Origin of the sequence: Pseudoalteromonas sp. S1609 (assembly GCF_005887255.1) — a bacterium.
In the GTDB taxonomy this organism is placed as follows: Bacteria; Pseudomonadota; Gammaproteobacteria; order Enterobacterales; family Alteromonadaceae; genus Pseudoalteromonas.
In genome coordinates this window covers 104,224-126,249 of record NZ_PNDJ01000016.1, presented here as the reverse complement: position 1 = coordinate 126,249, position 22,026 = coordinate 104,224, and the positions used below count along the sequence as shown (strand labels likewise).

The window sequence follows — 22,026 nt, the reverse complement described above, 5'->3', positions numbered from 1 at the left end:
GCGATCTAGTTTTTTAATTAGGTCGTACTGTATGTTTTTAACAGAACATTTAGGAGTTATTTCGCCAGCTGCAAAACGTGTTTTTCATCAAAATAAACGCCTAATTTTACCCCTGTTAATTTTAGTCTGTTTAGCCCTGCCCAGCTTACGCACTATAACAATCACTGCACTCAGTGATGCTTTTTTTCAAGTCAGTGTGTTTGTTGCTGCGACCCTATTTATTTACTACTACGCGATTGATCATTTACCCCAACTAGAACTTCGTTATCTAAATGCTAAGTCTCCTGTGTTAGAGGTCAGCTTTGCTGCATTTTTAGGAATGCTGCCAGGCTGTGGTGGTGCAATCATTGTGGTTACCCAATTTACTAAGGGACAAGCCAGCTTTGGGGCTATTGTTGCGGTATTAACGGCTACAATGGGTGATGCCGCATTTTTATTATTAGCTACCCGCCCTACTGACGGCTTAACAATAATGGCAATAGGCTTAGTCGTTGGAACGCTAACAGGCTTACTGGTTAATAAACTGCATAAAACAGGTTATTTATGCCCTACCAATCAAAAGCAAACACAGCCAATGACTGTATTGCCAACCAAAATAATAAAGTTGAGCAAGCCTATTTGGTTAATTGCTATTATTCCTGGATTGGTGATTGCTTTTGTACTGGCGTTTAATATTGATTTAAGCCAATTTGGCAATCATGCAGTAAATGCGGTCAGTTTTTTTGGCGCATTAATGGCATTGTTTGTGGTGTTTATGTGGGCGCTATCATCAAAAGGTGAAAGCTACAAGGAAGTGACCTCAGAAGATGATGTATGCAGTCCGCCTTCAAAAATAACAAAAGTACTGCAAGATACTCATTTTGTAACCGCGTGGGTGGTTGCCTCCTTTATATTGTTTGAACTACTGGTGAGCGTGTTTGGTCTTGATTTAAAAACATGGTTTTTAAATTATGCCTATTTAGCACCTTTAATTGCGTTATTAATTGGTTTTTTACCCGGTTGTGGGCCGCAAATCATTGTCACCACGTTATATATTCAAGGTGTGATACCGTTTAGTGCTTTAGCAGCGAACGCTATTTCCAACGATGGCGATGCGCTTTTCCCTGCCATTGCTATGGCACCCAGAGCGGCCATTATTGCCACACTATATACCGCAGTTCCGGCGTTATTAGTGGGTTATGGACTGTATTTTTTCAGCTAAATTGAACTACCTTTTATTGAATTAATTTACTTTTCAAGATATAAAAAACCAGCTAATTAGCTGGTTTTATTTATTTATATTAATAATTTAATGAAAAAGATTAGCGCATTGCCATCATCATTTTAGCTGGCTGCTCTAAGTATTCTTTCCATAAATTATTAAAGCGCGCTATCGTGCCGCCATCAATTACACGGTGATCACCTGACCAGCTTACTTGCATAATTGCACGTGAAACCACCTGCCCTTGCTGATCAAAGCGTGGATGGTGCTGTAATTTACCAAGTGCAACAATCGCGACTTCTGGCTTATTTATGATTGGCGTTGCAATAGTGCCGCCAATTGCACCAATGTTAGAAATGCTAATAGTGCCACCTTTTAAATCATCAGGTGCAACTCGCCCTTCGCGAGCAGAATCAGTAAGCTGAGTTAAACTGTTAGCAACCTCTACAATGCTTTTAGTTTGACAAGCTTTAATATTAGGCACTAATAAGCCCACTTTAGAATCTACCGCAACCCCAATATTATGATCGTCATAGTAAGTAATTTCGCTACAATCATCATTTACTTTTGAGTTAAGTACTGGAAATTGACTCATTGCCAACGATAACGCCTTAATAAAAAACGGCATCATAGTTAACTTAACGCCCTGAGCTTTATATTGCTCTTTCAGATCAGTTCTAAGTGCAATTAAATCAGTTAAGTCAATTTCATCACTGTAGGTAAAATGTGGAATAGTAGAAACCGACGCTACCATTTGTTTAGCCATGGCCGCTTTAATACCTTTAATCGCTTCTGTTCGCGTTCCACCTGTGCTCGTTACATGTTCAGTGCTGCTGATTTTTTTACTCTCAGAAGCTTGTGGTTTATTAAGCTCAGAAATATCCATACCAGAAGGCACTTCATTTTTTATAAACGCTTCAATATCTTGTTTATAAATACGACCATTTTTACCACTGCCTGGTACGCAAGTTAAATCAACATCAAGCTCTCGCGCTTTACGTCTAACCGCAGGTGAGGCAACTGCTTTTTCGTTAACAATCGCAGTTTGTGGTTGTATTTGTTTAGCCGGTGAATCGGTAGTTGCATTGCTTTGTGCTTTTACGACCGCTTGATTAACATCAACATCTTCTTTTGCGGCTTGACTTGCTATGGTCATTTGAAACAACGGGCTATGTACTTTGGCAATTTCACCTTTTTGATAATATAGCTTTTGTACAGTACCGGTATATTTAGCCGGTATCTGTACCAACGCTTTATCAGTCATTACATCACAAACAGCTTGGTCTTCTTCAATCTCATCGCCTTCTGCTACTAACCACTCTACAATTTCACACTCAACAATACCTTCACCAATATCGGGTAAGATAAAATCTTCTAAGTGTTCACGAGTAGATGTTGGTGCAGATGATGTTTCAGTCTTTTCGCTGGGTGCTTCCCCGGCAACATCCATTGCAAATAACGGCGCATGTACTTTAGCAATATCGCCTTTTTTGCAATGTAGCTTAGTGATCACCCCATCATGTACCGCAGGAATTTGCACTAAGGCTTTATCTGTCATCACATCACAAATAGGCTGATCTTCTTTTACTGTATCACCTTCTTGCACCAGCCATTCGACTACTTCGCATTCAACAATGCCTTCACCAATGTCAGGTAATATAAAATCTTTAGCCATGGAAACCCCTAAAAGTTCACTGATTGTTTAATTGCGGCCATTACTTTCAATGCATCTGGAACATATTCTTTTTCAAGCGCCAGCGGATATGGTGTATCTAAACCACAGACACGTAAAATAGGCGACTCTAAATGTAAGAAACACTCTTGAGCGATAGTTGCCGCAATTTCAGCGCCAAAACCATTGGTAATAGGTGCTTCATGACTAACAATAAGACGGCCTGTTTTTGTCACTGACTTAGCAATCGTTTCAACATCCCATGGTAGAATACTGCGAAGGTCAATTACCTCACAGCTTATACCTTGTTCGCTGGCTTGTTTAGCAGCTGCTTCTACAATTTCCATTTGTGCCCCCCACGCCAATAAAGTAACGTCAGTGCCCTCTTGAACCACTTCGGCTTTGCCTAGTTCAATGCTGTAATCTTCTTCTGGCACTTCACCCGTAGATGCACGATATAAGCGTTTTGGCTCAAAAAATAGCACTGGGTTATCGTCTTTAATACATGCGCGAAGTAAGCCTTTAGCTTGATAAGGATTACGCGGCACGACAATTTTTAACCCTGGCGTATGAGCAAAATATGCTTCTGGTGATTGCGAGTGATACAAACCACCAGCAATACCGCCGCCGTATGGTGTTCGTATTGTTAGATTACCCACGTTAAATTCATTACCGCTACGGTAACGAAACTTAGCAGATTCATTCACAATTTGATCAAACGCAGGAAAGATGTAATCAGCAAATTGAATCTCAGCAAGCGCTGGTGCACCAAATGCGGCCAATCCGTTAGCAAAACCTAAAATGCCTTGCTCTGTAAGCGGCGTGTTGAATACTCGGTGCTTACCGTATTTTTCTTGTAAGCCTGATGTTGCTCTAAAAACACCGCCAAAATAACCCACGTCTTCACCAAAAATACACGCTTGAGGGTGCTCATTCATAGTGATATCTAAAGCAGAATTAATTGCATGTAGCATGTTCATTTTAGCCATTACTTAATTCTCCCTGCTGTTGTTGGATAGGCATCAGGATGGGCTTTTATATGTGTTTTAAGCTCATCATATTGGCGTTGTAAAGATGGAATTGGCGTATCGTACACATCAGAAATCAGCTCTTCTAAGGCTGGTTTATCAATTACTTCAGCGCGTTTAAGTGCCGCCAAAATATCATCACGAATTGTTTCTTTCGCTTTTATATCTTCTGCGTCATCTAACCAGTTTTGTTTTACTAGCCATTTTCTAAAGCGCTCTATTGGGCACGCTTTATAGTTTGCTTCTTCATCTTTTGAACGGTAGCCACTAGGATCATCTGACGTTGAGTGCGCGCCTAAACGATAAGCTATCGATTCAATAAGTACAGGTTCACCTTGGGTTGCTGCAATTTCTCGGGCTTTTTTAGTTGCTGCATAAACAGCGAGTGCATCGCTGCCATCAACACGTATGGTTTTAATACCATACCCTACGCCACGCGATGCAATACCATCACCTTTAAATTGTTCATCAGCTGGGGTAGAAATAGCATAACCATTGTTACGTGCAAAAAAAATAACCGGTGCCTTGTGCACTGCAGCCATGTTAAGACCTGCGTGGAAATCACCTTCTGAAGCGGCACCTTCACCAAAGTAACAAATGGTGACGTTATCAATAGTGCTTGCTAGTTCACCTGTTTTAGCATCGATATGTTTTACTTTTTGACCGTATGCATAACCGGTGGCCTGTGGGATTTGAGTTCCTAATGGCGATGAAATTGTCATGTAGTTAAGTGCTTTAGAACCGTAATGGATCGGCATTTGACGGCCTTTACCAAGATCTAGTTCGTTAGAAAACATCTGATTCATAAATTGGTCAAGCGTAAAACCACGGTAGTGCAACGCCGCTTGCTCACGGTATTGCGCCATAATCATATCATCTTGATCAAGGGCTGCCGCAGAGGCTGTTACCGCCGCTTCTTCACCTAAACACTGCATGTAAAAGCTAACACGGCCTTGGCGTTGAGCACCCTGCATACGTTCATCCAATAAACGAATAAAACGCATGGTTTCGTATAATTTAATAGCGGTTTGTTTAGAAATGTCAGGTGCAGGAGCACTAGGATGAATGTCGCCGTCCTCAGTTAAAATACTAAGGGTTGGAATATTAAGCGCGTGACCGTCGATAAACTCAAGCTCATGGTTAATATTCAGCGATACGTTATTGGGATTACTCATAACCTACCTTCTCTTGTTGTCGGTATCACAGTGCCCCTTTAAATTATTATTATGGGTGATTGTTGCTGAATAAACTTTGCAACATCTGCACTGTATTTAATTAAAGCTGCCAACACTTTACGTTAACGTAAAGTGTTATTCAACAAAACTGTGACCAAACAAAAGTAAATATTGAGCAAAAAACTGGCAAGTTAACTATACATATAATTAACCACTTATTAATCAGTTGGTTAAACTTTCATAACAAGTGGTCTGATGTGTTGAATTAGCTAAAACGACTATCCACCTGCATAGGCACAACCGTTAATAGTGCACGTTGTCCAATAGCAACTTGTGCGTTAGGAAAAATAATCGCTTCCCCTTCTACGTCCGCATAAATTGCATTATCACCATCAGTTGCTAAAAGCTCACCCTTTGCAAAGCCTGTAAAGTTCTCGGCATCATCAGAAAACGGGAAGCTAAAGTTTTGCTCTGTGCGGTTAATTGTGCGATGAACAGAAAACAACTCAAAGTCACTTGCATTAAATTTAGGGTATTCCACTTCTTTTTGACTAATTAATGCAGTTAATGTTTGCTTGGTTTTTGCAAAGCGCGACATGTCGTTTTCACCAAAGGGTTTTACTTGCCCAAGCTCAACGGTAAACGAATCAGCCCCATGCACAAACGATGAATAGTAGCTAAACGTGGTAGCGGGTGATTTCATCATTAATACCGTATTAACTCCGCAACTCAATAAAAACTGCAGTTGCGACTTTTTCCAAGGCTTGCCATGTAAAAATGGGTAAACAGCAAACTTCTCATTTTTAGAACCACGAATAGCGGTATGTAAATCATAATGACAGCGATACGTGTCCTGCTCTGAGCGTGCATAAAAATCGCTAACGTACTGTTCAAGTTTTGCAGCACGAATACGTTCGTCGTTCATCGCGATGCCATCAACAGTGTGGTGCCCATTAAATAAGCGATTTAAGTTCTCTTCTACAAAGCGTTTACCAATATTAATTGACTGAGGGTTACCAAAAATAAATAAAACCCGTTGTTGTAATTCAAGTTTTCCACTAATAATGTGTTTAATCAGTTCATCGCAAATTTCTATAGGGGCTGTCTCATTGCCATGAATTGCACTTGAAAGCACCACATTCTTTGACGTTATACAATCAGGCTCAAATTCAATTACACCGGTATCATGCACGGTTACTTGCGTATTATTATTAAGAGTAAATTGGCCTGCATCCAAATGCCATTCATGGTTTCGAGAAAGCGTTAAAAAATCACCATCATGTTTTAATTGATTAATATATTCTGAAGTGGCTGACATCACTATAAAGCCCTTTTTGTTTTATAAATTGTAGATACAAAAACGGCTGAATAAATCAGCCGTTTTTAATTTTAATTGCAGATTAGCTAATTACTGAATCAACCAGTTTTTTAGCTTCTTTTTCTAATAAGGCTAAATGCTCTTCGCCTTTAAATGATTCTAGATATATTTTATATATATCTTCAGTACCTGACGGACGCGCTGCAAACCAGCCACTTTCAGTTACTACTTTTAATCCACCAATTGCTGCATTATTACCTGGCGCATGAGTAAGCTTTTGCATAATTGGCTCACCGGCTAAGGTATCGGCTTTAACATCGTCAGCACTGAGCGCTTTTAAACGTGATTTTTGCTCAGGCGTCGCTGGCGCATCTAAACGTTTATAAATTGGTGCACCAAATTCTTGCTCTAGTTCTTTATATAACGTAGACGGTGTTTTACCTGTAACTGCAAGAATTTCAGCAGCAAGTAGCCCCATGATAAAGCCATCTTTGTCTGTACACCATACGCTGCCATCAAAACGTAAGAAGGCTGCCCCAGCGCTTTCTTCACCACCAAAAGCCAACTTGCCTTTATTTAACCCCTCAACAAACCATTTAAAACCAACAGGTACTTCTTTTACTTTACGCTTATTACGCTCAGTGACTTTATCAATCATTGAGCTAGAAACGAGGGTTTTACCAATTTCAACGCTGGCATCCCAGTCACGATGCGTTAGTAAGTAATCAATGGCTACTGCTAAAAAGTGATTTGGATTCATTAATCCATCAGGTGTTACTATGCCATGACGGTCATAATCTGGGTCATTGCCTATCGATAGATCAAAATCATCTTTAAGGGCAATTAAATTCGCCATTGAATAAGGTGATGAGCAATCCATACGAATTTTGCCATCTTTATCAAGTGGCATAAATGCAAAACGCGGATCAACACTGTCATTTACAACGGTTAAATCTAGATTGTATTTTTTCGCAATCACTGGCCAAAAGTTGATGCCTGAACCACCTAATGGATCAATACCTACTTTAATACCAGCATCACTAATCGCTTTTAAGTTAACAATGTTTTCAAGATCATTAATGTACGGTGTCATTAAATCTTCATAGCGGATAAAACCAGAACGCGACGCTTTAGCAAATGGAAACAGTTCTACTTCAACTAAGTCTTCCATTAAAAGCTGATTGGCTCTATCTTCAATCCATTTTGTTACATCTGTATCTGCAGGGCCGCCATTAGGTGGGTTATATTTGAACCCGCCATCTTCAGGAGGATTATGAGACGGAGTAACAACAATACCATCGGCTAATTCATTTGGGTGATTTTTATTATAACTAACAATAGCGTGGCTAATTACCGGCGTTGGTGTGAAGTCGCCATTTTCTTGGGTGATCACTTGCACTTCGTTAGCAACCAGCACTTCTATCGCTGAGTTAAAGGCGGCTTCGCTTAATGCGTGGGTGTCTTTACCCAAAAATAATGGGCCAAATATATCGTTTTGCTTTCTGTAGTCACAAATAGCTTGGGTGATTGATAATATGTGGGATTCATTAAATTTCACATCATATGCACAACCACGATGCCCTGAGGTGCCAAAGGCAACACAATGCTCAGGGTTTTGCTCTAGATCAGGCTCATTTAAATAATACGCAGACACTAACTTTGGTACATTCACTAAAACCGATTGTGGTGCAGTTTTCCCTGCGCCGGAATGAATTGCCATGGTATTTCCTTAAAGATAATCACGAATTTTTTCAGCTTGCTCATTGCTATAGCCCAAGCTAAGTGCAACTTCATGCAGCATCATTTTTTTACGTGTAGTATTTGAATTAGTCATCACCCAATATTCACTATCGGTGATGTTTTTAGGGTTCATACTACTACCGCTATTCACTAAGTCTTCTTTACTGGTCGCAAAATAAACACGATCGCGGCCTTTGATATCAAGCACTGCTGAAAAGTCAGTTTTGTGCGTTCGGTAAAATGCACTTAATATAAATAAGAAACGACCAACAACACCTTTTTGCATTGCCAGCTCTTCTTTATTTAAAATATTAAATACGTTCGCATTCTTTTTATTTACCGGCGGTTTCGCCACAGAGGCTGGCTGTTCAACGGCAGCAACTTGTTGTTCTTCAGATGGATTAGACACACTAACGATTTCATTTTTATGATCAGTGTCTGATTTTGTAGTGTGAATTTTTTCGCCGCTGAGATTTAATAAACGACGTAAAATAGTCGATGCACTTTCACCAATACTCTGGGTATTGCTAGCAATGTACTGATATAACTCGTCGTCTATGTCGATTTGTTTCATGTTCTTCCTGTCATTACGGGTCACATTTTTCTTTCGATATGATTATACCCAAATCACCTCAAGATGCGAGCGTCGTTGGAATTAAAAGCGATATTAGGCAAGACAATATTGCAAATAATAGTCGTTCTATTATTAAAAGCTATGACGAGTATAAATCGCTTTTAAACCCTCACTGCCTTAACATAACTATAATTAATAATGACCAAATAATCAGAGAGCTAGGTATTTTGCATCCAGCGTTTAAATAATATCTGTATTTTTTGCTTTTTTAGTTAATGCTCGGCAAACTATGCGCAAAATTATGGGAGACGTTTATGCAATTAAATTACAAACAAATTGGTCAAGGTCCTGATGTTGTTTTGATCCATGGACTGTTTGGCTCATTAGAAAACCTTAATGTGATTGCAAAACCATTAAGTGAACACTTTTGCGTAACCAATGTCGATTTACGTAACCACGGCCTTTCCCCACACAGTGATGAAATGGATTATCTAGCCATGGCCAATGACATTGTGGAATTAATGGCGAAATTGAAAATACAAAAAGCCCACCTTGTAGGGCATTCCATGGGCGGTAAAGTGGCAATGCAAGTTGCATTAACCCATAGCGAATTGGTCAATAAATTAGTGGTACTTGATATCGCCCCAGTTAGCTACCCGGCTCGTCATATCCAAATCATTGAGGCATTAAATGCAGTGAAAAATGCCGATATTAATGATAGAAAGCAAGCTGATTTAGTAATGCAACCGTATATAGAAGAGTTAGGTGTACGTCAATTTTTACTAAAGAGTTTATATAAAAATGATGCAGGGAAACTTGTTTGGCGATTCAATTTATCAGTACTTGATAATAAATATTCAACAATTACCGACAACATTAATGCAAATAATTCTTGTTTATGCGAAACTCTGTTTATTAAAGGTAATGACTCTGACTACATATTAGCTGAGCACCGTGAAGCAATTAATTCGCTGTTTAAAAATGTAAGTGCAAAAATCATCCATGGTGCGGGTCATTGGTTGCATGCCCAAAAACCACAGGCTGTAAACAAAGCAATCAATGATTTTTTAACTGCAGTTTAATGTTATTTTTGTGGCGTGTTTTTGATTTATCACACTAAATAATTAAAGATTTATGTGCTATAGTACGCGCCGTTTAATTTAAAGGTTATACGTCGATGGTCAGTCAGTTTATTAACGAATTTGATACCTTAGGGTTGTATTTTGGCTTAGCAGGTATTTTTATTTTTATCGGCTTGGCAATTAAAGACGTACTGAAAAGCGGCAATGTGCCTAAATTTGGTCGTTATATTGTGTGGCTGGTACTTTTTTTAGGTTGCTCTGGCTTTATTGCCAAAGGACTTATTCAGGTATTTTGGCAAGGTGCGGGTGTAGGTTAAGCATGGCCAAGTCAGAAACAGATAGAACAACGCTTGATTTATTTGAATACGAGAAACGTCCAGGTAGGCCCAAAACCAATCCCCTTCCACGGGATATGCAGTTAAAGGTCAATAAACGTAATCAAATAAAAAGAGATAAAGCACGTGGCTTAAAGCGTGTTGAATTTAAAGTTTCGTCACAGCTGTATCAGGCTTTGAGTGATATGGCAGATGCACAAAATATTAGCCGTAGTGCGTTGATCGAAACAATTTTACAAGAAAGATTGGCTATTGATAGATAAAAGGTTTAAATCCATGGCAAGTGTAGGCATTTTTTTCGGAAGTGATACAGGTAACACAGAACACGTAGCAAAAATGATCCAAAAAGAATTGGGTAAAAAGCTCGTTGCTGTGCATGACATTGCAAAAAGCTCTAAAGAAGAGATAGCTGAATTTGATCTGATCTTATTCGGCATTCCAACTTGGTACTATGGCGAAGCGCAGTGTGATTGGGATGACTTTTTTCCTGAGCTTGAAGAAGTAAGCTTTGAAGGTAAGCTAGTGGCTATTTTTGGCTGTGGCGACCAAGAAGACTATGCAGAATACTTCTTAGATGCAATGGGTATGATCAACGATATCGTAACAGAGCGTGGTGCTATTGTTGTTGGTCATTGGCCAACAGACAGCTATGATTTTGAAGCATCAAAAGGTATGGCGGATGACAAGCATTTCGTAGGCTTAGGTATTGATGAAGACCGCCAGCCGGAACTAACCGAGCAACGCGTTAAACAATGGTGTGCTCAGGTATATGATGAAATGTGCTTAAGTGAGTTAGCAGATTAACCCTCCCTTTTTATGCTAACTGTTTAAAATATTATCAAACAGTTAGCATTTTCCGCGTTAATATTGATATAGATCAATTGTTCTTTGCACTTCCTGCAAAGGCACGTTATCCTAACTGTTATTGTGACGAGTACATCTTGCAAGATGTCTAGTATAACTAAATAAAATTGAGACAGATTTAATGACTGATCATAACTTGGAACTTAAAAAAGCCGGGCTAAAGGTAACTTTACCGCGTATTAAAATTTTAGAGATTCTTCAATCTCCAGATAACCAACACATAAGCGCTGAAGATGTTTACAAGGTTTTATTAGATCTAGGCGAAGAAATTGGTCTTGCGACTGTTTACCGTGTTTTAAATCAATTTGATGATGCGGGTATTGTTAGCCGTCATCATTTTGAAGGTGGCAAGTCTGTATTTGAACTTTCTGGCAGTACTCACCATGACCATTTAGTGTGTTTAAAGTGTGGCAAGGTTGTTGAGTTTGAAGATGACTTAATTGAACGTCGTCAACTCGAGATTGCTGAAGAAAACGGTATTAAGCTAACTAACCACTCTCTTTACCTATACGGTGAGTGTGAAGATAAAGACGCATGTAAGGCGTTTGCACAAAACAACAGTTAATTTTTATTAATTGCATAAAAAAACCTGCTAAAAGCAGGTTTTTTTGTGTCTAAAATAGAACAGGATTACTTCTGATCTATTTTAGCCCATGAGTCGCGCAGACCCACAGTTTGGTTAAATACCACATTCTCTGATTTAGTATCACGTGAGAAATAACCAGTACGCTCAAACTGAAAACCTTGCGCAGGCTGTGAATTTGCCAATGAAGGTTCTAGTTTTGCATTATTAATAACAACTAATGACTCTGGGTTTAATGTGCTTTCAAAATCTTCTGCTGCTGCAGGGTTAGGCACACTAAACAGACGGTCATATAAACGCACTTCTGCTGTTACCGACTCTGGTGCAGATACCCAATGAATCACCCCTTTTACTTTACGCCCATCGCTTGGGTTTTTACCCAATGTTTCAGGATCGTAAGTACAGTAAATAGTGGTAATTTCACCGTTATCGTCTTTTTCAACACGCTCGGCTTTAATTACATAAGCGCCACGTAAACGTACTTCTTTATCAAGTACTAAACGTTTAAATTTATTGTTTGCTTCTTCGCGGAAATCTTCACGTTCAATAAAAATTTCACGGGTAAAAGGCACATCACGACGACCCATTTCTTCTTTATTTGGGTGATTAGCAACTGACAATGTTTCAACAGTGTCGGCTTGATAATTCTCAATCACGATTTTAACCGGATCAAGTACAGCCATCGCACGCGGTGCATTTTCGTTTAAATCATCACGGATACACGCTTCAAGCATACCCATTTCAACCATATTTTCTTGTTTAGTAATACCAATACGTAAACAAAACTCACGAATTGAAGCCGGTGTATAACCTCGACGACGAAGACCCGCAATCGTTGGCATACGCGGGTCATCCCACCCTTCTACCTTGTTATTTACCACTAAGTCATTAAGCTTACGCTTTGACATAATTGTGTATTCAAGGTTTAACCGTGAAAATTCAATTTGCTGTGGATGGCATTCAAGGCTGATATTATCAAGAACCCAGTCGTAAAGACGACGGTTATCTTGGAATTCTAAGGTACATAATGAATGTGTTATACCTTCTAGCGCATCAGAAATACAATGCGTGAAGTCGTACATTGGGTAAATGCACCATTTATCAGCAGTTTGGTGATGATGAGCAAAGCGAACGCGGTAAATAATTGGATCGCGTAGCACCATAAATGAGCTTGCCATATCAATTTTTGCGCGCAGTACACATTCGCCCTCTTTGAATTCACCATTGCGCATCTTTTCAAATAATGCGAGGTTTTCTTCAATCGAAGTATCGCGATAAGGGCTATTCTTACCTGGCTCTTTTAATGTGCCGCGATATTCACGCGCTTGATCGGCTGTTAAAAAACACACATACGCTAAACCTTTTTCAATTAGCTCTACTGCATAGCCGTAAAGCACATCAAAATAGTTTGACGAATATTTAATCTCACCATCCCAATTAAACCCTAACCACTGTACGTCTTCTTTAATTGAATTAACGTAGTTAATATCTTCTTTTTCTGGGTTTGTATCGTCAAAACGAAGGTTACATAAACCGTTATAGTCTTTGGCGATACCAAAATTTAGGCAAATTGATTTTGCATGGCCAATATGTAAAAAGCCATTTGGTTCTGGTGGAAAACGGGTATGCGTTGTGGCATGTTTTCCACTTGCTAAATCTTCATCAATTCGGGTTCTAATAAAGTTACTTGGGCGATTCTCGATTTCCGCCATAGGAGTATAAACCTCTGTATATTGCGTGATAACAAAACTAATGCATTATTACAAAAACCAAGCGTAACATACAGTAATAGATACGGGTTTATGCTGGTAATTAACAAAGTTTGTTTAATAAGGGATAGTTTATGAACAAAATTTGTTTTAGCGCAATATTTAAGTCATCAAAGCATTCTATAGTATAAAAATAAACCCAACTTACAGGAACGAAAGATGGCTTCATTAAATCAACACCGTGTTTATATCCCAAGCAATGCTAGAGCAAACCATTATTTATTAGCTGAAATCACGCCAAACGATGAGTTTTATAAGAGCTTTAGTAATATTAATGCGTGTTATCAGCGTATTGCTCGCCAACTATTTGCCGCTTGTGATGAATATGAACTTCACAATGTGCATTTACTCGCCAATGATAAACTGCCGGTCGTGCGATTTCATGATGAGTCTTATCAACTTGAAACCGATAAGCAAATGTTGTTTTTCTATAACCCTCGTTACCATGAAGCACATAAACTTCATTACACCGAAGATCAGCAAAGCAAAAAGATTCGCTTACTGTTTTTAGCCACTGGTGATGATATTCGCGCTCACTCCGCCCAATTTCATAATAATGTACAAAAAGTATTGGATCTTTTACAACAGCAATTATTTGTAGAGCAACCAAGCTTTAAATTACGTGATCATCAGCATTTGACCTATGATTTATTCGCTAAAGAAAAAGGCAATAAAGAAAGTTATGGTTATAAATTAAGAAGTTTATATCCTCGTTATCAATCAAGACAATGCGAGATACCAAGCACACACGCAGAAATGACCTATGTCACTTTTTCGATACCGATAACTCGTAATATTAAAACGCAGTTTCAAAGTGAGGTTAACAGCCAAACTTATCAGCCGTTCTACACCCACTTTTCAAAACTATTTACTCAGTTATGTGAAGACAATAAACTCACCCACGCTGCAATGGTTGCTAATGGCGCAATGCCAATAATACGCAACAGCCAAGTCGATAGAAATGAAGGGAATGAAGAGCTACAAAAAATTAGTTTTGATATAGAAGATTCAGCACCACAAATAAAAGTATTCTTTGAAGCCGATAAATTAGTCGAAACACTGAATTTTGTCATTGTGGCAGCTGAGCATAATAAACATGAAATTGGCTATGGTCGCTTTATGAACCAAGTAGAAAAAACTATTCATGGATTATGCGATGAGTTAGCAATTAATAAGCAACGCCAAGACTTATCAGTACGCTTTTTTCAGCATATAAGTTACCCATATTAATTAAACTGAACTGTGGTTAATTAGGTACCTGAACTCTAGATAACAAAAAGGCTCGCAATTGCGAGCCTTTTTTAAAGAATAAACGCTGATTACCAGCCTGTTTTTTCTTTAAGTGCTTTACCGATATCAGCAAGTGAACGTACAGTTTTTACGCCCGCAGCTTCTAATGCAGCAAATTTCTCATCAGCAGTACCTTTACCACCAGCGATGATTGCGCCAGCGTGACCCATACGCTTACCTTCTGGTGCAGTAACACCAGCAATGTAAGAAACAACAGGTTTAGTAACGTTAGCTTTGATGTACTCTGCAGCTTCTTCTTCTGCAGTACCACCAATTTCACCAATCATTACGATTGCTTCAGTTTGTGGATCTTTTTCGAACAATTCTAGAACGTCGATAAAGTTAGTACCTGGAATTGGATCACCACCAATACCAACACAAGAAGACTGACCAAAACCAGCATCTGTAGTTTGCTTAACTGCTTCGTACGTTAAAGTACCAGAGCGAGAAACAATACCTACTTTACCAGGCTTGTGGATGTGACCAGGCATGATACCAATCTTAGTCTCACCAGGAGTGATAACACCTGGACAGTTTGGACCAATCATACGAGTACCTGTTTGATCTAGTTTAACTTTAACGTCAACCATATCAAGTGTAGGAATACCTTCAGTGATACAAACAATCAGCTCGATACCTGCATCGATAGCTTCTAAGATTGCATCTTTACAGAAAGGTGCTGGTACGTAAATCACAGATGCAGTTGCACCTGTTGCTTCTACAGCGTCACGTACTGTGTTAAATACTGGAAGACCAAGGTGCGTTTGACCGCCTTTACCAGGGCTTACACCACCAACCATTTGTGTACCGTACTCAAGCGCTTGCTCTGAGTGGAAAGTACCTTGACCACCAGTGAAACCTTGACAGATAACTTTTGTATCTTTATTGATTAATACAGACATTATTTGCCCTCCGCAGCAGCAACAACTTTTTCAGCCGCGTCTGTTAATGATTCAGCAGCGATGATGTTAAGATCAGACTTAGCAAGTACTTCACGGCCTAATTCAGCATTAGTACCTTCTAAACGTACAACTACTGGAACTGTTACACCTACTTCTTTAACTGCGCCAATGATGCCTTCTGCAATCATGTCACAACGAACGATTCCGCCGAAGATGTTAACTAAAACAGCTTTAACGTTGTCATCTGAAAGGATGATTTTGAATGCTTCAGAAACACGTTCTTTAGTCGCGCCGCCACCAACATCTAGGAAGTTAGCTGGCTTGCCACCGTGTAGGTTTACGATGTCCATAGTACCCATTGCTAGGCCTGCACCGTTAACCATACAACCTACGTTACCATCTAGGGCTACGTAGTTAAGCTCGAAGCTTGCTGCGTGAGCTTCACGTGCATCTTCTTGAGATGGATCGTGCATTTCACGGATTTTAGGTTGACGGTAAAGTGCATTACCATCGATACCAATTTTACCGTCTAGACAGTGAAGGTTACCTTCATCTGTGATTACTAGTGGGTTGATTTCAAGTAATGCGAAATCGAAATCGTTGAACATGTTGCCAAGACCCATAAAGATCTTAACGAACTGTTTCATTTGTGTTGGGTTAAGACCCAATTTAAAACCAAGCTCACGAGCTTGGTAAGCTTGAGGACCTACTAAAGGATCAATCTCAGCTTTGTGGATAAGTTCTGGTGTTTCTTCAGCAACAGTTTCAATTTCAACGCCGCCTTCAGTAGACGCCATGAACACAACTTTACGAGAAGCACGGTCAACAACAGCACCTAGGTACAGTTCGTTTGCGATATCTGTACAGCTTTCTACTAAAATTTTAGCAACTGGCTGGCCTTTCTCGTCTGTTTGGTAAGTAACTAGGTTTTTACCTAACCAGTTAGCTGCAAACGCTTTAACTTCGTCGATAGTTTTAACTAGCTTTACACCGCCAGCTTTACCACGTCCACCTGCGTGAACCTGAGTTTTAACAACCCACATATCGCCGCCAATTTTTTCAGCAGCTGCTGCAGCTTCTTCAGGTGTATCGCAAGCGAAACCTTGAGAAACTGGTAAACCATATTCGGCAAAAAGTTGTTTTGCCTGATACTCATGCAAATTCATGATGCTTTATCCAATTTTTTATATTAAAAGAGCTGAATATTTATGCAAATAAACAACTATCCCAAATTGCGTGCCTAGTATAGATCTCATGGCGCTACATGAAAACCCCAGTATGACCTTAGGCGCAAAAAAAAAGCTGTGATTTTAACTCACAGCTTATATTTCATACTACTTAATTAAACATCTAGCAGTAAACGTGTTGGATCTTCAAGTAACTCTTTAATTGTTACTAAGAAACCAACTGATTCTTTACCATCGATTTGGCGATGATCGTAAGATAACGCTAAATACATCATAGGTAAGATTTCAACTTTACCATTAACAGCCATTGGACGATCTTGGATTTTGTGCATACCTAAGATTGAAGACTGCGGTAAGTTAATGATTGGTGTTGATAGTAATGAGCCGAATACACCACCGTTAGTAATAGTGAAATTACCGCCAGTCATGTCGTCAAGTGTTAGCTTGCCATCACGACCTTTAAGAGCTAGTTCACGAATACCTTTTTCGATTTCTGCAACTGATAATTTGTCACAATCTTTAAGTACTGGCGTTACTAAGCCACGTGGCGTAGAAACAGCAATACTGATGTCGAAATAGTTGTGATAAACAATATCATCGCCATCAATTGATGCATTTACATCTGGGAAACGCTTTAACGCTTCAGTTACCGCTTTCACATAGAAAGACATGAAACCTAAACGGATACCGTGACGCTTTTCAAATACTTCTTGGTACTGCTTACGAAGATCCATTATTGGCTTCATATTAACTTCGTTAAACGTGGTTAACATTGCAGTTGAGTTTTTCGCTTCAAGAAGACGATTAGCAATGGTTTTACGTAAACGTGTCATAGGCACACGTTTTTGAGTACGGTCACCCATTGGTGCTGCTGGTGCTGCTTCTGCTTTTGCTGCTGGAGCAGGTGCTTTTAAGAATTGATCAACATCTTCTTTAGTCACACGGCCATTTTTACCTGAACCTTTGATTTTTGAAGCATCAAGGCCTTTCTCAGCAATTAAACGACGAACTGATGGCGTTAGCACATCTGAACTATCGCTTGAGCTTTCTTCTTTGGCTGCTGGTGCATTCGCTTTAGCTTCAGATTTAGCTGGTGCAGCGCCTGCTTTTACCTTACCAATTACTTGCTCACCAAGAACGGTATCGCCTTCGTCATGGATTATTTCACCCATAACGCCGTCTTCTTGGGCAACAACTTCAAGTACAACTTTATCTGTTTCGATATCTACCAAGTTTTGGTCACGTGTTACCGCGTCACCTGGTTGAACATGCCAAGTAGCAATTGTTGCATCTGCAACTGATTCTGGAAGTACAGGTACTTTAATATCCACTTCTTTACCTTCTGATGCTGGTGCTGATTGCGCCGCAGGCGCGTCTTCTGATTTATCTGATGCTGAGTCATCTTCTTTTGACTCTTTAGTTGCCGGTGCTTCATCTGCATCGCCAATTAAACCGATCACTTGGTCACCAAGTACCGTAGCACCCTCTTCTTGTGAAATTTCAGTGATTACACCATCGTTTTGTGCAACCACTTCTAAAACCACTTTGTCTGTTTCAATATCTACTAAGTTTTGGTCACGGCTTACTTTGTCGCCAACACTTACATGCCATGTAGCAACGGAAGCATCTGCAACCGACTCAGGAAGAACAGGAACTTTAATCTCTGTGCTCATTGCTTATCCTTTCTTTTCTATAGTAAGCGCGTCGGCAACGAGCGCTTGTTGTTCTTTAGTATGTACTGACATATAACCACATGCAGGTGATGCTGAAGCTTTACGACCAGCATATTTTAATTTTGCATCTTGTGGAATTGCATCAATAAAGTGATGTTGAGAACAATACCAAGCACCTTGGTTTTGCGGCTCTTCCTGACACCATACAAAATCAGTAACATGCTGATAACGCTCAATAATCGTCTTCATTTCGTCATGTGGGAACGGGTATAGCTGTTCAACACGAACAATAGCAATGTTGTCTTGCTCAAGTTTACGACGTTCTTGCAATAATTCGTAGTAAACTTTACCACTACAAAATACAACACGTTCTACTTTCTTAGCATCAATATCATCAATTTCATCGATCACATTGTGGAATACGCCCTCTGATAGTTCTTCAAGCGATGATGTAGCTAATGGGTGACGAAGCAATGATTTTGGCGTCATAACAATCAATGGGCGACGAAGAGGTCTAACCGATTGACGACGAAGCATTGCATAAACTTGTGCCGGTGTAGATGGTACACATACTTGCATATTATGATCAGCACACAGCTGTAAAAAGCGCTCAAGACGTGCAGAGCTATGCTCAGGGCCTTGGCCTTCATAACCATGTGGTAGCAAACATGTCAGGCCACATAAACGACCCCACTTTTGCTCACCTGAACTTAAGAATTGGTCAAAAACAACTTGTGCACCATTGGCGAAGTCACCAAATTGCGCTTCCCATAAAACAAGTGAGGTCGGCTCTGCTGTTGCATAACCATATTCAAACGCTAATACCGCTTCTTCAGATAGCACCGAATCAAATACTTCAAACGTACCTTGATCTTCACTAATGTTTTGTAGTGGTAAGTATGTTGCACCGTCTTGTTGACCGTGAACAACCGCATGGCGATGGAAGAAGGTACCACGGCCAGAGTCTTGACCTGTTAGGCGAATGTCAGTGCCCTCAGCTGCAATAGTTGCATACGCTAAAGTTTCTGCCATACCCCAATCAAGTGCTTTTTCACCAGCTGCCATAGCTTTACGATCATCGTATATTTTCTTAACACGAGATTGCGCTTTGTGATCTTCAGGGTAGCTTGCGACAATGTTACCGAGCTCTTTGAGTTTCTCTACAGAAACGCTCGCGTCGTAGTCAACATTCCAATCATGACCAACGTATTTAGCCCAATCAGAAGAATGTGACGTTTCTGGTTGAATTTCTTCAACTACGCAGTTGCCATCATCTAAGCCATTACGATAATCATCAGCAAGTGCTTTCACTTCGTTTTCTGTGAAAGAACCTTCCGAAATTAACTGATCTGCATAGATTAAGCGAGGAACTGGGTGTTTTTTAATTTTTTGGTACATAACAGGCTGTGTAGCATTAGGCTCATCAGCTTCGTTATGACCATGGCGACGATAACAAACAAGGTCAATCACAACATCACGTTTAAACTGGTTTCTGAAATCAAGCGCTAATTGCGTAACAAACGCAACCGCTTCAGGATCATCAGAGTTTACATGGAAGATTGGTGATTGAACCATTTTTGCAATATCAGTACAGTAATCAGTAGAGCGTACATCGTCTTGCTTGCTTGTTGTAAAACCAACTTGGTTATTAACAACAATACGAATGCTACCACCACAACTAAATGCATTAGTTTGTGATAAGTTAAACGTTTCTTGTACTACACCCTGACCTGCGATTGCAGAGTCGCCGTGAATAGTAATAGGAAGTGCTTTGCTGCCCGTTTTGTCGTTTAGACGATCAAGGCGTGCGCGCACAGACCCCATAACCACAGGATTTACGATTTCTAAGTGCGATGGGTTAAACGCAAGTGCCATGTGCACATTGCCACCTTTGGTCGCGAAATCTGAAGAGTAACCCATGTGATACTTAACATCACCAGAGCTTAAAGTATCTTTGTGTTTACCAGCAAATTCATCAAATAATTCTGATGGATTTTTACCAAGTACATTCACAAGTACGTTCAAGCGTCCGCGGTGAGCCATGCCGATTACGGCTTCTTTTTGGCCACTTTCACCCGCGCGGTGTATAAGCTCTTTAAGCATAGGCACTAACGCATCGCCACCTTCAAGTGAGAAACGCTTAGCACCCGGGAACTTAGCCCCTAAATATTTTTCAAGACCATCAGCCGCTGTCAATCCTTTAAGGATGCGTAGCTTTTCATTTTTATCGAATTGTGGCCTAGACTGAACAGACTCTAAACGCTGTTGTAACCAACGTTTTTCTTCTGTTGATGTGATGTGCATATACTCTGCGCCAATAGAACCACAATATGTAGTTTTTAGTGCTTGGTATAACTCACCTAAAGGCATAGTATCGCGGCCTACGGCAAACGATCCTACGTTAAATTCGCGGTCAAAGTCAGCATTTGATAAGTCGTGGTACTCTAGCTCTAAATCTCGTACACGTTCGCGTTGCCAAATACCTAGTGGATCTAGGTTTGCATTTTGGTGTCCACGAAAACGGAAAGCATTAATAAGTTGCAGAACTTTAACCTGTTTAAGGTCACCGCCACTGCCCTCTGCTACCACTACTTCTCTATGCTTGTTTTTAGCAAGCGCCGCAAATTGTGAACGAACTTCTGAATGTTTTACTTCAACATCCACACCATCTACTTTTGGTAATTGTTCGAACACTTCTCGCCATTCTTCTGGCACCGAAGTCGCATCGTCTAAATACGCTTCATAAAGCTCTTCAACATAAGCAACGTTACCGCCGTTTAAATGTGAAGATTCTAGCCATGCCTTCATCACACCTTCGTGCATTTATAAGCCCTTTTTTTTAGCGCAGAAATTAATAGTTATATAACAAGATGGCTAATAAAATATTAGCCATCTTTCGTCTACTTGAAATTAAACCGAGCGGTTTAATAACATAGATTTTATTTGCCCAATTGCTTTAGTCGGGTTAAGACCCTTAGGACAAACGCTAACACAGTTCATGATACTGTGGCAACGGAACACACTGAATGCATCGTCTAAGTCAGCTAAACGCTCTTCTGTTGCAGTATCTCGGCTATCAGCTAAGAAACGGTAAGCATGAAGAAGGCCTGCTGGACCTATAAACTTATCTGGATTCCACCAGAAAGAAGGACACGATGTAGAACAACATGCACATAAAATACACTCATAAAGCCCATCTAATTTATCACGTTCTTCGATAGATTGAAGACGTTCGCCTGCAGCAGGCTCGTCATTTATTAGATACGGTTTTACTTTTTCGTATTGAGTGTAGAACTGACTCATGTCAATAACAAGGTCACGAACAACAGGAAGTCCCGGTAATGGACGTACTACGATTTTACCTTTGCCATTTTTTTGTAGCGTAGATAAAGGAGTAATACATGCTAAGCCGTTCTTACCATTCATGTTTACACCGTCTGAACCACACACGCCTTCACGGCATGAACGACGGAATGATAGTGTAGGATCTTGCTCTTTTAATAATAAAAGTGCATCCAATACCATCATGTCTTGGCCTTCCTCAGTTTGCAAAGTGTATTCTTGCATACGAGGTGCGTTGTCAACATCCGGATTATAACGATAAACTGAAAATTGTACTTGTGCCATCGTCTC

Annotated in this window: 19 protein-coding genes; 7 read left to right on the top strand and 12 right to left on the bottom strand. The window is 39.9% G+C overall.

What is annotated here, in order from left to right; genetic code table 11:
* Window positions 1-31: 31 nt before the first annotated feature.
* Window positions 32-1,201 (top strand): putative manganese transporter, encoded by a 1,170-nt coding sequence (locus CWB76_RS05770; protein WP_138606113.1) that lies wholly within the window; start codon window positions 32-34, stop codon window positions 1,199-1,201.
* A gap of 100 nt (window positions 1,202-1,301) precedes the next feature.
* Here the strand turns inward: CWB76_RS05770 and CWB76_RS05765 are convergent, their stop codons facing one another.
* From CWB76_RS05765 to seqA, 6 genes are all read right to left on the bottom strand, one after another.
* Complete coding sequence (locus CWB76_RS05765; RefSeq protein WP_138606111.1) at window positions 1,302-2,876, bottom strand: dihydrolipoyllysine-residue acetyltransferase; 1,575 nt, start codon at window positions 2,874-2,876, stop codon at window positions 1,302-1,304.
* Window positions 2,877-2,884: 8 nt separating this feature from the next.
* Entirely contained in the window at window positions 2,885-3,862 is a 978-nt protein-coding gene (locus tag CWB76_RS05760) for an alpha-ketoacid dehydrogenase subunit beta (RefSeq protein ID WP_010390106.1), read from the bottom strand.
* Window positions 3,862-5,076, bottom strand: a complete 1,215-nt coding sequence (locus CWB76_RS05755) for a thiamine pyrophosphate-dependent dehydrogenase E1 component subunit alpha (protein WP_008466734.1) — start codon at window positions 5,074-5,076, stop codon at window positions 3,862-3,864. Before CWB76_RS05755 ends, CWB76_RS05760 begins: the two co-directional genes overlap by 1 nt.
* Window positions 5,077-5,341: 265 nt before the next feature.
* On the bottom strand, window positions 5,342-6,394 hold the full coding sequence (gene astE, locus CWB76_RS05750) for a succinylglutamate desuccinylase (protein ID WP_075169178.1): 1,053 nt from the start codon (window positions 6,392-6,394) through the stop codon (window positions 5,342-5,344).
* A gap of 82 nt (window positions 6,395-6,476) precedes the next feature.
* Entirely contained in the window at window positions 6,477-8,114 is a 1,638-nt protein-coding gene (gene pgm / locus CWB76_RS05745) for a phosphoglucomutase (alpha-D-glucose-1,6-bisphosphate-dependent) (RefSeq protein WP_138606109.1), read from the bottom strand.
* Window positions 8,115-8,123: 9 nt separating this feature from the next.
* Window positions 8,124-8,708, bottom strand: coding sequence for a replication initiation negative regulator SeqA (gene seqA, locus CWB76_RS05740; protein WP_138606107.1), 585 nt, complete (start codon window positions 8,706-8,708; stop codon window positions 8,124-8,126).
* Between the two features lie 314 nt (window positions 8,709-9,022).
* On the opposite strand from seqA, the gene CWB76_RS05735 reads away from it, so the two are divergent.
* The 5 genes from CWB76_RS05735 (at window position 9,023) to fur (ending at window position 11,554) form a co-directional block, all read left to right on the top strand.
* Window positions 9,023-9,790, top strand: coding sequence for an alpha/beta fold hydrolase (locus CWB76_RS05735; RefSeq protein WP_138606105.1), 768 nt, complete (start codon window positions 9,023-9,025; stop codon window positions 9,788-9,790).
* A 95-nt stretch (window positions 9,791-9,885) separates the two neighbouring features.
* A complete protein-coding gene (locus CWB76_RS05730) occupies window positions 9,886-10,107 on the top strand; it encodes a DUF2788 domain-containing protein (RefSeq protein WP_008113777.1) in 222 nt (73 codons plus the stop codon).
* 2 nt (window positions 10,108-10,109) lie between these two features.
* Complete coding sequence (ybfE, locus tag CWB76_RS05725) at window positions 10,110-10,388, top strand: LexA regulated protein (protein ID WP_008113775.1); 279 nt, start codon at window positions 10,110-10,112, stop codon at window positions 10,386-10,388.
* Between the two features lie 13 nt (window positions 10,389-10,401).
* A complete protein-coding gene (gene fldA / locus CWB76_RS05720; RefSeq protein WP_008113772.1) occupies window positions 10,402-10,929 on the top strand; it encodes a flavodoxin FldA in 528 nt (175 codons plus the stop codon).
* Between the two features lie 181 nt (window positions 10,930-11,110).
* The gene (gene fur, locus CWB76_RS05715; protein WP_010390113.1) at window positions 11,111-11,554 is read left to right on the top strand and encodes a ferric iron uptake transcriptional regulator; all 444 of its coding nucleotides are present in this window, start codon (window positions 11,111-11,113) and stop codon (window positions 11,552-11,554) included.
* A 65-nt stretch (window positions 11,555-11,619) separates the two neighbouring features.
* Here the strand turns inward: fur and glnS are convergent, their stop codons facing one another.
* Window positions 11,620-13,284: a glutamine--tRNA ligase gene (gene glnS, locus CWB76_RS05710; RefSeq protein ID WP_138606103.1), complete on the bottom strand. Its 1,665-nt coding sequence runs from the start codon at window positions 13,282-13,284 to the stop codon at window positions 11,620-11,622.
* A 216-nt stretch (window positions 13,285-13,500) separates the two neighbouring features.
* On the opposite strand from glnS, the gene CWB76_RS05705 reads away from it, so the two are divergent.
* Window positions 13,501-14,571, top strand: a complete 1,071-nt coding sequence (locus CWB76_RS05705) for a DUF3083 family protein (protein WP_138606102.1) — start codon at window positions 13,501-13,503, stop codon at window positions 14,569-14,571.
* Window positions 14,572-14,660: 89 nt separating this feature from the next.
* Here the strand turns inward: CWB76_RS05705 and sucD are convergent, their stop codons facing one another.
* The 5 genes from sucD to CWB76_RS05680 form a co-directional block, all read right to left on the bottom strand.
* Complete coding sequence (gene sucD / locus CWB76_RS05700; RefSeq protein ID WP_010390118.1) at window positions 14,661-15,533, bottom strand: succinate--CoA ligase subunit alpha; 873 nt, start codon at window positions 15,531-15,533, stop codon at window positions 14,661-14,663.
* On the bottom strand, window positions 15,533-16,699 hold the full coding sequence (gene sucC, locus CWB76_RS05695; RefSeq protein WP_008464053.1) for an ADP-forming succinate--CoA ligase subunit beta: 1,167 nt from the start codon (window positions 16,697-16,699) through the stop codon (window positions 15,533-15,535). The genes sucD and sucC overlap by 1 nt, the downstream gene beginning before the upstream one ends.
* A 176-nt stretch (window positions 16,700-16,875) precedes the next feature.
* Complete coding sequence (odhB, locus tag CWB76_RS05690) at window positions 16,876-18,393, bottom strand: 2-oxoglutarate dehydrogenase complex dihydrolipoyllysine-residue succinyltransferase (RefSeq protein WP_138606101.1); 1,518 nt, start codon at window positions 18,391-18,393, stop codon at window positions 16,876-16,878.
* 3 nt (window positions 18,394-18,396) lie between these two features.
* Window positions 18,397-21,216, bottom strand: coding sequence for a 2-oxoglutarate dehydrogenase E1 component (gene sucA / locus CWB76_RS05685; RefSeq protein ID WP_054200999.1), 2,820 nt, complete (start codon window positions 21,214-21,216; stop codon window positions 18,397-18,399).
* 87 nt (window positions 21,217-21,303) lie between these two features.
* A complete protein-coding gene (locus CWB76_RS05680; protein WP_010390121.1) occupies window positions 21,304-22,020 on the bottom strand; it encodes a succinate dehydrogenase iron-sulfur subunit in 717 nt (238 codons plus the stop codon).
* Window positions 22,021-22,026: the final 6 nt, after the last annotated feature.